This is a genomic window from Acinetobacter populi, assembly GCF_002174125.1.
GTDB lineage: Bacteria > Pseudomonadota > Gammaproteobacteria > Pseudomonadales > Moraxellaceae > Acinetobacter > Acinetobacter populi.
This window is the reverse complement of the sequence record NZ_NEXX01000006.1, coordinates 12,139-26,025: the sequence shown is the minus strand read 5'-3', so window position 1 is coordinate 26,025 and position 13,887 is coordinate 12,139. Positions and strand designations below refer to the sequence as shown.

The 13,887-nt window shown below is 40.1% G+C and carries 5 protein-coding genes; all 5 read left to right on the top strand.

What is annotated here, in order from left to right:
• Positions 1-2 precede the first annotated feature (2 nt).
• The 5 genes from CAP51_RS14260 (at position 3) to CAP51_RS14240 (ending at position 13,883) form a co-directional block, all read left to right on the top strand.
• Positions 3-527, top strand: coding sequence for a toxin-activating lysine-acyltransferase (locus CAP51_RS14260; protein WP_087621435.1), 525 nt, complete (start codon positions 3-5; stop codon positions 525-527).
• A gap of 48 nt (positions 528-575) precedes the next feature.
• Complete coding sequence (locus CAP51_RS14255) at positions 576-11,948, top strand: two-partner secretion domain-containing protein (protein ID WP_087621434.1); 11,373 nt, start codon at positions 576-578, stop codon at positions 11,946-11,948.
• An 8-nt stretch (positions 11,949-11,956) separates the two neighbouring features.
• Complete coding sequence (locus CAP51_RS14250; RefSeq protein ID WP_087621433.1) at positions 11,957-12,289, top strand: immunity protein YezG family protein; 333 nt, start codon at positions 11,957-11,959, stop codon at positions 12,287-12,289.
• A 185-nt stretch (positions 12,290-12,474) separates the two neighbouring features.
• Entirely contained in the window at positions 12,475-12,819 is a 345-nt protein-coding gene (locus CAP51_RS14245) for an immunity protein YezG family protein (RefSeq protein ID WP_087621432.1), read from the top strand.
• Between the two features lie 71 nt (positions 12,820-12,890).
• A complete protein-coding gene (locus tag CAP51_RS14240; protein ID WP_087621431.1) occupies positions 12,891-13,883 on the top strand; it encodes a hypothetical protein in 993 nt (330 codons plus the stop codon).
• The last annotated feature ends 4 nt before the right edge of the window (positions 13,884-13,887 follow it).

Genomic DNA, 13,887 nt, shown 5'->3' with positions numbered 1-13,887 from the left:
CTATGAAGTTTAAAAATATTGATGTGATTGCACCGACTTTATATCCAACCGAGATGTGGAATGAGGCAGAAGTATTTGGTGCAATAACATGGTTATGGCTGAAATCAGATCAACATAAATTAGCACCTATAGAGCGCATGTCAGCCCATGTATTGCCAGTGATAAAGAATCGGCAATTTGCTTTATTTAGTCAAGGCACTCAACCACTGGCGTATGTGACATGGGCATATTTTAGTCCTGAAGATGAAACACGTTATATCGCCTCAAATCTACAGCTTTTGTCAAATTTAAACTGGGATAGTGGTAACCGCATGTGGATTATTGACTGGTTTGCACCGCTAGGTCATAGCTTTCTGATTAAACAGATATTAGAAACATATTTATTCCCTAATGCCTGTTTTCGTTCTTTATACCATAAGGGAGATCAAACTGGTTTGAGAATTAAAACTTTTAGAGGAAAAGCAATCAGTTATAAAGAACAGACTGAATGGATGATACAGCATCCGATTACATATCTGAATTTGTAACATTCCCCCCTTTTTATAGCACCAGTTAGAAATTAAGAGATAGAAGAGATGAACAAGAATTTATATAAGGTTATCTTTAATAAGAATCGTGGACAAATGGTGGTTGTTGCCGAAAATGTTGTCCGAAAAGGTAAATCCGCTGGGGATACAAGCTGTTCAGATGCAAATATAACAGCGACCTCTACCGATATTTCACAACGATTATTTAATTCAGGTTTTAGATTACTCTCTTTTTCTATCTTGCTCACTTTAGGAAGTGTGTTGCTTGTAAATAATGAGCAAGCAATGGCAGCAGATATCAAAGCTGACCCATCAGCACCAGGCAATCAACAAGCAACGATATTGCAAACAGCAAATGGTATTCCCCAAATTAATATTCAAACTCCCAGTGCTGCCGGAGTTTCGATGAACCAATACCAACAAATGGATGTGAATAGTAATGGTGCAATTCTCAATAATAGCCGTAAGAATATACAGACAGAATTAGGCGGCTGGATTCAGGGGAATCCATGGTTGGCGACTGGTGAAGCAAAGGTTATTGTGAATCAGATTAATAGCCGTGATCCAAGTAAATTGAATGGCTATATAGAGGTTGCTGGGCGTAAAGCAGATGTTGTTATTGCAAATCCAGCCGGATTACAGATTAATGGTGCTGGTTTTATTAATGCTGGGGGTATTACGTTAACTACAGGCAACCCCATTATCAAAAATGGTGGTCTAGACAGCTATCAAATTCGTACTGGACAAATTGCTGTGGAAGGTAAGGGCTTAGATGGTAGCACTACGGATTATACTTATCTATTAACACAAGCAGCTCAGATTAATGCAGGGATATGGGCGAAAGAATTAACGGTTATTACTGGTCAGAACGATATAGATACTCAGGGGCAACATACGGCAGTTACCTCTTCAAATCATTCTTCAGATTCTGCTTTGCAGCCCACTGTTGCAATTGATACCTCTAATCTAGGGGGGATGTATGCAGGCAAGATTCACTTAGTGAGCAGTGACAAAGGTATTGGGGTCAATAATGCAGGACAAATCTTTGCGGGTGCAGGGGGAGTTCAAATCGATGCCAATGGTTATTTAAGCAATAGTGGTAGTATTGTTGCGAGTGACAATAATCAAAATGATGTGGATATTGCTGCGGTTACTATTCAGGCAACTGATATAAGTAATAGTGGCACAGTTTCCGGTCAAGGTAATACGTCGATTCAAAGTGATCACTTATCAAATAGTGGTTTAATCAACAGTAATCTTGAATTAAAGTTGTATCATCAAGATAGTTTAGAGAATAGTGGAACAATTAAAGCTGGTCGGCTGGATATTGAATCAGGCACAATCCAGAATCAAAAGGGTGAAATTGTTCAAACAGGCTTACAACATCTTGCTTTAACTGTTGCCGGTCACTTAAGTAATGATCAGGGTGGTGTAATAGGTATTGTTGAGACATCGAGTGGTTCCGGTGGCTCAGGTTCAAATGATGGACAGAATAATGAAAATACCGAAACTGCCCCAAGTACCTCTATAGGTGGCGGCTCTACAACAACGACAACGATTGATAATACATTAACCAGTCTGCCAGATGGTCAAATTGTCAGCCATCATGACCTGAATAATAATGGCGGTCAAATCACTGCCAATGGTGGTATTGATCTGGATACAGAAAATGGTTTAAGTAACCACGGTACAATGACATTAGGAAATTTAAATGTTACAGGTTCGCTACTAGATAATAGTCAAGGGAATTTAAGTGTTGATCGTCTCATTAGTGATACTGATGACTTTAGTAATGAACAAGGTAAGTTACAGGTACAAGATACGACACAGATTACAACCAAGACATTTAATAATGTACAAGGTGAAATACAAAGTGTTGGTGCAATCAGTATTGAAACCGCGACTGCCAGCAATCAACAAGGTGAAATGAGTTCTAGTAGTACGATTACATTAAATAGTCAGGGGCAGTTAGATAATCAGGCAGGTCGGATTAAAGCCAATCAGGCAGTGAATATTGGCAGTAATGGATTAGATAACAGTGATGGACAAATTGTATCTGTACAGGAAAGCGTGAACCTGCAAAATAATTACGCCCAATTCCTCAATCAATCAGGGAAAATTCTGGCAACACAAGATATAAATATTCAGACTGGAGACCTAAACAACCAAGAAGGTATCATTCATGCAGATCAAATTCAGATTGATGCCGGATCAGCAGTAATTAATAATCGTCTGGGCGATATTCAGAGCCAGACTGATATCAATATTAAAAGTGGATCATTGGAAAATGTTGAAGGGCAAATTGTTGCCAGTCGCAATGTGACGATCAATACACAACAGCAGCAATTGAATAATCAGCAGGGAATACTTGCCGCTGCTGAAAATATGGATGTGCAAAGTGGTATTTTACTGAATCAGCAAGGACAGATTGTCGCAAATAGCAATCTGAATATTGATACCGCAGGGCAAGGTTTAAATAATGAGAATACACAAAACAGTGGTGGAATATCAGCGGATGTTCTAAATATTCAGAGTGGTGATTTAAATAACAATCAGGGATTGATTAATAGTCATCAGGCTTCTATTGAAAGTGCTAATTTATCCAATGTAAATGGAAAAATTTTAGCAAATGAAGTATTACAGATTGTTGCCCAGAATATCAATAATCAGTCTGGTCAAATTGGGGCTGGCAATCAACTAGAATTAAGTGGTCAGACTGTGGTGAATAATCAGGGTTTGATGAATGCTAAAATTGCCAATATTACTGCGACTACATTAGAGAATCAAAATACTCGATCCAGTGATCAAGGTATACAGGCAGATCAACTGCGCATACAGGCAAAAGATCTGGATAATCGTCAAGGACAAATTATTGCGAATCAAGCTTTGCCTCTCACGATTGATCATTATTTGAATAACCAGCAGGGATTGATTGCAACGGCATCGGATTTAATCATTCAGTCTACATCTGGCTATACATTGGACATTGATAACGATGAAGGTGTGATTCAGTCAGGCACAGAACTTGATGTACAAGCAAAAGCCTTGAGTAATAGTGGTCAGATTCTCAGTAATGGCAATATGACAATAGATGTTGAAGATAATTTACAACAAACAGGTACGTTGGCTACACAGGGTTCTTTAATCTTAAATGCGGCTCAAGTAAACAATCATGGCAGTATTCAGGCAAAAGATCGTTTAACGTCCCAAAGCAAAAACTGGAATAATGATCAGGGTCAAATTCAGGCTAATGTCATTGCATTTGATAGTGATGCTTTCAGTAACGTACAAGGACAGGTTCTACAAAATGGTAGCACAGATTTAAATATTAATATCTCAGGTGGATTGGATAATACACAGGGGGTGATTGGTGCAAAATTGGCAGGCGCAGAGCCGATAGTCGATCCTGCGAGTATTGATCAAACCACTATAGATACCAATAATACTGTGGTTGATAACAATACGACAATTAATACGACAGAAACTATAGATACCGGTTATGTGGGAGATACAGTGACAACTGAAATTTCCGGACATTTCAATATCAGTGGTGTGGTAAATAATCAGAATGGGCAGATTATTGGTAATGGTGAGAGTTACTTACAAGGACAAGCCGATTTAAATAATACACAAGGTGAAATTGTTGTTAAAAATCTGCATTGGTCAAATGCTCAGGTCGTAAATAATCAGAATGGTCAGATCAACAGTGAACAAAGTCGAGTTTCTGCCGATGATATCAATAATCAGCAAGGACAATGGGTTGGTGTGCAAAATCTGGATTTAACTGCAAGTCAAGGGATAGATAATCGTAGCGGGCAATTGCTGGCAGGAGAAAATCTACAGCTTGTTGCACAGAATATGCAAAATCAGCAAGGTCGCTTGATAAGCTCGGGGACATTAACAGCTCAGGTTAAACAAGCACTGGATAATCAAGATCAAGGACAGATCAGTGCTAATCAGGGATTGAATATTGTAACTGGGGATTTGAACAATAATGCTGGTGAAATCAGTTCGTCTGCGGCAGAGGTGAAAATCAATGCATCGGGGAACATTAGTAATCAGACTGGTACGATTACCGCAGCCGATGATTTGCAGTTACGAGGGCAAAGTATTGACAACCGTAGTGGTGGAATCAGTGCAGATATTGTTACCGTTACAGCAACAACAGCCGGATTAAACAATCAACAGGGTCAGATTACTGGAAATAGTTTATTGATTGATAGCGTGGGATTAAATAATCAGACGGGTATAATTTATAGTAATGGACAGCTTGAGATTAATAGCCAAAAAAATGAATTGGATAATCGACAAGGCTACATTATTGGTCTGAATAATACTGTGATTGAAAGTGGGGCATTAAATAATCAACAGGGTATTATTCAAAGTAATGCTGATTTAAATATTAATACACATCAACAAAAGCTGGATAACCAAAATACGCAAGATACCATGCAGGGCATTGTATCGCAGGGAATATTAATAATAACGGCAGGAGAACTAAACAACCAACTGGGTAATATTCTAGGTCAGCAGCTTAGTTCTACAGTAGATACATTGCAGAACCAGTCCGGTAGTATCCAGAGTGTTGGCGATTTAACTGTAAATGCGGCAGCCAAGATCAATAATCAATCAGGACAGTTGATTGCAGGTCAGGATATTCTATTGCAGGCGCAAGATATTGATAACTCATCTACTGGCAATGATGCAACACAAGGCATACAGGCGCAGCAGATCCGGATAGAAAGTCAGAATCTGTATAATACTCAGGGTCAGGTCATTGCCAGTGCGAATGCCGATCTTCTTGTGGCTGGTAACATAGATAATCAGCAGGGTAAAATCAGTGCAGTAGATCGACTCAGCATTACAGGTCTGGATGCGCAGCATGCCAGTCAATATTTATCCAATCAAAATGGGCAGTTACTGGCATCTACATTGTTGAATATCAAGACAACAGGTCTGGACAATACTTTGGGACAAATCAAGTCACAGGGACAACTTGATGTTGTGATTGGGTCGGATTTCCAGACTGCACAGGGCCAACTGCAAGCCGCTGGTGATGCAACGATACAGGTTGTAGGAACCTTAAATAATACCGATCAATTGCAGGCAGGTGGCAAACTTAATATTTCCAGCCAGCATTTAAACAATGCCGCAGAGGCAAGTATCAATGCAGATGAAACCAATATTGAAGTTGACGGTGTATTAAACAACTATGGTCTAATCGATGGTTATACCACCTATCTTAAGGCAGATCAGCTGAATAATGTAGGTGGTCAAGCCAAGCTATATGGTAACTATCTGGCCATTCAGGCAAATCAATTAAATAATGATGTTGATGAGAACGGCGCAGCAACCATTGCAGCCAGAGAACGTCTGGATATTGGGGTTACGGATCTTATCAACCGTGAACAGGGCTTAATTTTTAGTGCCGGTGATTTATTTATCGGTGGTTTATTGGATGATGATCATCAGGCCATAGGACGAGCACAAAGCATTTATAACAGCAGTGCCAGAATAGAATCACTCGGTGATATGCAGCTTGATAGCGTTGCATTATATAATCTTAATGCACATCTAGACATACAAATTCAACAGATTGCAACAGAGCATATTGTGGAATATGAGGCCAATGGTCGTGATGAGCGCTTGCTGGAAGGTACGCAAGAATCTTTGGGTTGGAAAACCTTTGATGATGAAAGTGAACATCTGCAAACGCCTGATGGTAAAAATCATGAACAATGGCATAAATACGACTATACTCGTACCACAGAAGAAAGTCGTGTTGTAGAGACTGCACCTGGGCAGATCATTGCTGGTGGGAATATGACCATCACGGCTGACGGCTTATGGAATAAGGATAGTCAGATTATTGCTGGTGGACAATTAACAGCAAATATTAAAGCAGATAATTTACATAATGAGGAAACGCTTGGTGTGCGCATTATCACGGATGAGGGCACATTACATAATTACTGGCGAGATAAACATAAAGGAACAGATACCACCGGACATAGTCAGAGTACTTATGCCCCTGCTGCACAAATCACGGAAGGTTTATCACTCGGAACAATGCAGTATCTGCAATACAGTACAGTTGATGGGGATAGCACACAGGTTGATGCGAGACAAGGCATACAGGTCACAACTGATATTGATCAAGCAGAGCAAAGTCAGCGTGCCGATGCAGTTGGCACGACAGATTTAAAACAGGTTGATGCGGAGCAACTGGCCAATCAAGAAAAAGAAACACAGCAATCCGGTGATATTGCACAGGTGCAAACACAGGATAGTCTTGAGCAGGAAGGTACTACACTGCAACATGCAGAAGGATCAACGACCGATAGTAGCAGTGCAGTTGAAATTCGTACTTTAACACCAAGTACTCAAATTCCCGGAAGTAGTCTATTTGCCATCAATGCAGAAGCTGGACAACCATTAATCGAAACCGATGCAAAATTTACAGATTACCGTAAGTGGCTGAGTAGCGACTATATGCTAACCGCTTTAAGTCTTGATCCGGCACTGCAACAGAAACGCATGGGCGATGGCTTTTACGAGCAACGGCTAATTAATGAACAGATTTCAAAACTCACTGGGCAGCGTTATCTTGAGGGCTATAGTAATGATGAGGAACAATACAAAGCATTGATGGATAGCGGTATTAGTGCGGCAAAAGCGATGAATCTTGTGCCCGGTGTTGCTTTAAGTGCCGAGCAGATTGCACGATTGACCAGTGATATTGTATGGCTGGTGAGTCAGAATGTGACATTGGCAGATGGCAGTATTCAGACTGTGCTGGTGCCACAGGTCTATGTCAAAGTTCGTCAGGGTGATATTGATGGTAGCGGTGCATTACTGTCGGGTAATATCACTGCGCTGAATGTGACCCAGAATCTGGAAAATAGTGGAACAATTGCGGGACGGCAAGCATTACAAATCAATGCAGAGAATGTGAATAATATTAATGGTCGATTAAGTGCGGCAAAAGTTGCGGTCAATGCGCTACAGGATATCAATAATGTTGGTGGTCGTATTGATGCCGAACAGCAACTGGTATTGAATGCAGGACGTGATATTAATAGTGTTACCACGAGTAGTCATAACAGCAATGCGCAAGGTGAAGTTACTGCATTAAACCGTATCGCCGGTGTTTATGTCACAGGTCAAACCGATGGGATATTAATTGCCGAGGCAGGACGTGATGTTAATTTAACCGGCAGTATCATCAGTAACCAGTCTGAACAGGGACAAACATTGGTTAAAGCCGGACAGAATATCAATTTGGGGACAGTGAGTAGCTCACGTTATCAGGAAAATATTCAGGATGCCAATAATTACATTATTCGGGGCTATCAACAGGATCAAGGTAGCCGGATTGAAAGTGAGGGTAATCTGAGCTTAATTGCTGGTCAGGATTTGACTGCCAAAGCCGCAGAGATCAGCAGTGCTTCGGGACAACTCAGTGTTGGTGCAGGACGTGATATTCAGTTAACAACTGGGCAAAGTAATCTTGTCATAGATGATGCTTCTAAACATACTGGACGTAGTGGTGGTGGCAATAAAGTTGTTGAAACCGACAAGATACATATCGAAGAGCAACAAAGTATTGCCAGCAATCTTGGTGGCAAAACGGTTGTGGCGCAGGCAGGACAGGATATAGTTGTACAAGGCAGCAGTATTATTGCCGATCAGGATTTGGCGATGGTTGCAGGTCGGGATGTTCGCCTAGAATCAGCCGAAGAGCGTTATGTCAATGAATCCGAACATAGTGTGAAAAAATCGGGCTTAATGTCTAGCGGTGGTATCGGCTTTAGTGTGGGTAGCAAGAAAGAAAGCACCGAACAGGACAATGAGGATATTATTCACAGTGGTTCGACTGTGGGTAGTCTAAGTGGTAATACCAACATTATTGCAGGCAATCAATATAGCCAAAAAGGCAGTGCGGTAAGTGCAGTCGAGGGTGATGTCAATATACAAGCAGCACAGATCGATATTCGTGCAGAAGAAGACCGCAATAGCAACCGCTATCGCTATGAAATGGAACAGAAAGGTCTGACTGTAGCAGTGAATGTACCGGTGGTGAATCTGGTACAGGGTGCAGTGCAAAGTGTCAAACAGGTGGGTCAAAGTGGTAGTGATCGTGTGAATGCCATGGCCAGTGCCAATGCAGCCTTTGACAGTTATAAAACAGCACAGTCTTTATCAGGACTTAAAGATGCGGTTGGTGCAGCGAAAAATGCAAGCGACGCAGCCAAAGCTGCCAATGTGAGTGTAAGTATTACCTATGGTGAACAAAAGAATAGTTATGAAAACCTAAGCCAAAGCACGAGCGCAGCAAAAAGTAGCGTGAATGCCGGCGGACAGGTGAATCTGGTTGCAACAGGCGCAGGCGAGCAATCCAATATTAATATTATTGGTTCAGACGTTATTGGTCAACAAGGTACGACCCTGATTGCCGATAATGATGTCAATATTCGTGCAGCAGAACAAAGCAGTACAGAACAGAGCAGCAATAAAAATGAAGGCTGGAATGCCGGTGTTGCAGCAAGCTATGGTAAAGGTGGTGGTGCAATTGGTATTACTGCGGGTGGTAATGCAGGCAAAGGTCATGGAGATGGCACAGAAACCAGTTATGTTGCCAGTACAGTTGGCAGTAGCGAGAGCCAGACGACGATCCAGAGTGGCAATGCCAGCAATATCATTGGTAGTGTGGTACAGGGTAAAGGCGTACAGGTTAATGCCAAAGCATTGAATATCAAAAGTTTACAGGATACGGCAAGCTATCAAAGTAAGCAGCAGAATATAGAAGGACAAGCAACGATTGGTCTGGGTGGTGGTGCATCAGTTTCAGGTAGTGCGAGTAAATCCAATATCAATGCCAACTATGCTTCGGTACAGGATCAGGCAGGCATATTTGCAGGTGATGATGGCTATCAGATCAATGTACAGGGGAATACCGATCTAAAAGGTGCTTTGATTACCTCAAGTGCCTTGGCAGAACAAAGCCAGAAAAACAGCCTAAGCACAGGTACACTGACCTATAGTGATATTCAGAATGTGAGTGAATATGATGCCAAAGGGCTTGGTGTGAGTGCTAGTATCAATACCAAAGGTGGCTGGGATGGTAGTGGTCTGGATAAAGACAATAAGCCTGTAAATAATGTCAGCAAATCCGTTGGTTTTGGTTTGGATAGTGGTGAGGACAGTAGCGTTACCCGAAGTGGCATCAATACCAGTAATATCACGATCACGGACGTTGCTGGACAGCAAGCCTTAACCGGACAAAGTATAGAAGAAAGCAAAGCCGGTATCTTGACTACGATTAGCACAGAAACAGCCAAAGCGAATAGTGGAGCGATTGCCAATAACTTTGATAAAGATAAAGTACAAAGTGAAATAGATGTACAGGTGGCGGTTACCAAGAAATTTGGGGAAAATGCACCTAAAGCAGTCGCTGACTATGCACAGCAACAGGTACTTGAACTTCAAGCGGCAGGCAACTTTGAAGAAGCCGAAAAATGGAAAGAAGGCGGTATCTATCGAGTTGCGATGCATACAGCGATAGGTGCTTTATCTACAGGTACAGTAGAAGGGGCATTAACTACGGGTAGTGTTGCAATCGCAGCACCCACGATTAACCAGTTTGAGAAAAACATCAGTCAGGCATTGGCTGAAAAAGGCATGAATGCAGAAGCAGCGAATATCATCGCCAATGGTGTGACTAGTTTGACAGTAGCCGGTGCAGGGATCGCCACAGGGCTTGATACAGGTAGTACTGCGACGGCAATAAATGTTGATTCGAACAATAGACAGTTGCATCGTGATGAAATTGATCTGATCAAAAAACTTGCGAAACAGTATGCAGAAGAGAAAGGAATCAGCGAAGATGAAGCGAATACTTTATTGACCCGAGGAGCCTTATATAACATAGATGAAGGCTGGCAGGAGAATATGAATTATAACTTAAGTAATGCAGATATAGCGCAATACAATGAAGCATATCAATATTTATTGTCACAAAGCAAAGATATGAGTGTGAGTGAACTGGATACACAATTATCAGGAGGCTATTCACAGTCATTTAAAACTGATGCAGATGGCAGCACACTTTATCAAATGAATGTATTGGGTGTATCGGCAGAAACCTATGCAGGCAGCTTGACAGAAGCAGAGCAAACAAAGGCAGAGAACTATGTGAATACAGCAGGACAGGGATTTACAGCAACAGCAGAGGACTTTAAAAACAAAGATGTATTTTTATTAAATACCTTGGCAGGTTCTACAGTTGAAGGTAGTGACGTTTATAATGACAAGAAAGCCTATATAGAACAATATGCTGCAATTAAACCGGAAGAAGTGGGTTTTTGGGAGAGGGCAGGATCATCTGTTGATAAGGAAGTTAACACAGTAGCAGGTGCAGTAACGGGTGTAGTAACAGGTGCAGTAGATACAGTAAAAACAGGAATAGAATTAATAGAGGGTGCAATAGATTTTCTGGAGCATCCAATAGAAAATAGTAAAAAGGCAGCAGATACAGCGGTAGAAATTGCCACACATTTGCCGGAATTATCAACGGCTGCGAAAGATGCGGCATTATTGGCAAAAGAGCAATATGATACCACAATAGATCTTTACCGAATGCAGCAAGATGAAGGTGCAGAAGCAGAATATAAGGCAAATCTAGCAGGTCAAGTTATTGGCGGTGGAGGAATAGGTTCTGTTGGCAAAACGGCTGCAAAAGAAACAGGAAAAGTCATTAAGGAAGGATTAGATAATTTAGAGGATACGCTTAGCCCAAAACCGGCAACAGTTGCAGGGACACCGGACATAGGTGGTGGAGCGACGACGATGACAGGTAAACTCGATACTGATATTGGTGCAACGGAAGTTACAGGCGGTACGATTGCTGCGGGTAGTGATGGAAAAGAAACTATCACTGTTGATTATGAGCAATCTAAGAATAAGGGAACATCAGAAAATCAGCTTGTTAATGATTTGAAACCTAGTACGAATTATGAGTTGTCGAATGGTACAAAATTTACCACAAATGAACACGGTTATGTGGAAGAAATTTTATTTATACCAAAATTGGAAAAAGTTGAAAGAGATAGCCGACAAACGGCAGTGGGCAAACTAGGTAATGATGGTGATGTGGGAGGACATATACAGGCGTGTTCATTAGGTGGAACATGTGACAGCTATAATCTATTTCCACAAAATGCAAACTTTAATAGTTCAGCATATAAGAGGTGGGAAAATGAAATTCGTTCAGCATTACAAAATGGTGACAAGGTTGGAGAAGTTAAAGTGAGTTTTGATAGATCAAATCCAGCAAATATTAGACCTGACTCATTAGTAGTAGAGTATAATATTAATGGTGTAAATTTAAGAAAAACTTTTGATAATGAAAGTTCTAAATGAGGTGGCATATGAATAATTTAGTTGAAAAGCAAACAGAAATTTTGAACAGCTTGTTACAAATAATGGATAGTAGTGTAAATGGTGAATATCAGTCTTTACAATGTACATTTGATTATTATAGAGCAGAGGATGACAATTCTGTCTCGATTGGAGAAAAATTTTTTTATAAAAAAGATGATGAATTAAAATCAGAATTTCTTATATACAAAAATAAAGCAGTTCCTGAATTAGTAAAAGAATTACATACAGTAATGGAAAATCATACAGGTGGAAATTGGAAAGAGTTTACTTTGACTTTAGATGAAAATGGTAAAGCTCATACAAAGTTTATTTATGAGTAAGAATTAGAGGTTATACATCTATAAAGCGTAATCAGACAAATGTAAAACAATAGATAATGTTACGGTTAAATTTACACGTAATGATCCAAGTTCTGTTAGACCTGATAGATTGGAGGTTACGTTTATTATTGATGGAAAACCAACTAAAGAAACATTTGTAAATACTAAAGGTGGAGGGAAATAGAATGGAAGAGCAGTTACGGATATTAAATGAGTTAAGTCGTATTTTACATTTTTCTACAGAAATTGCTTATAATTCAGCACATTTGGTTTATAAGTTTAATCCGGATGAGCAGTGGTATTCATTTTCAGCTTGGTATGAAAAGAATCATCAAAATTATAGTCCTAATAATTTTGACAAGATTAGCAATGAAGCCCAAGAGCTGTGTAAAGAACTGCATAATGAAATGCAAGCCCATACGGGTGGAGATTGGCGTAAATTTGTTTTAACGCTCAATGAAAAAGGCGAAGCAAAGACCCAGTTTATTTATGATATTCAGTCTTGTATGGACGAGTTTAAAGATGACTAAGTTATTATTTCCTCTAACCGTTTTTACCTTGTTTTAATGTTTAAAACGGTTTTTTAAATTGGTATTAAGTTATGGGGATTTTCAACGATTTTACTAGATTGAATACAGTCACGGGTACAGTAGAATTTTTAAAAGACCCGATAGATAACACAGTAGATGCGGTAAAATCTGCGGTAGATGCGGTATCTCATCCTGTAGTAACGGCGGAAAAAGCAATTAATGCGGTAAATGCAAGTGCAGAGAGTTATGAAACGACACTAGATTTGTATCGAATGCAGCAAGATGAAGGCGCAGCAGAAGAATACAAAGCCAGTATAGCTGGTCAACTACTTGGTGGTGGAGCAGCAGGTGTAGCGATTAAGAAAGGTGTAGATGCTACGATTGATGCGGTACAAGCAAGTAATGCTGCAAAGATAGCAGAAGTTGCAAAACAGGAGAGGATTGTTGAGAATAATGTTAATGCAGATAATGATCTACTTTCCCCTGATTTGAATCGTGCCGATTTTAGATGGCAACCCTCTCAGATTGGTAATGCTCAAGTTTTAGAGTCCATTATGAGAAGAGGTGATGTTGAGCTTAAGCAAGGTATTTCCGTTGATCAAGTATTCAGAGATGTGATTCAAAAACCAATAGGTGAAAGACCTGATCCATCAACTTATTTATCTCAAAGCTATATAGATAATCATTTGTCTAAATTTGATGATGGAGCAACGAAGTTCATGTTAAGCAGTAACTACAATAGATTTGGGATTGGTCAAACAGATGGAACCTCTTTTATTTTACCAAAAGACCAAGCTGATATTTTAATGAAACAAACGGGAGGTGACCCAGTTAAATTGGCTGATGCCTTAGGTATTCCAAGGAATCAACTTAATAATGACTCTTTAGTAAAGATTGACATCTTAAATCCGAAAAATAGTGGTTTGCGATTACCATCTGGAAATGAAGCTGGGGCAAATTCTCAATGGATACCTGGAGGTAAATTACCTAATGGTAATTATGAAGCCATTATTGATGCAAATAAAATTAAACCGAGTCAAATAATCGTGAACCCAATAAGGTAAAATT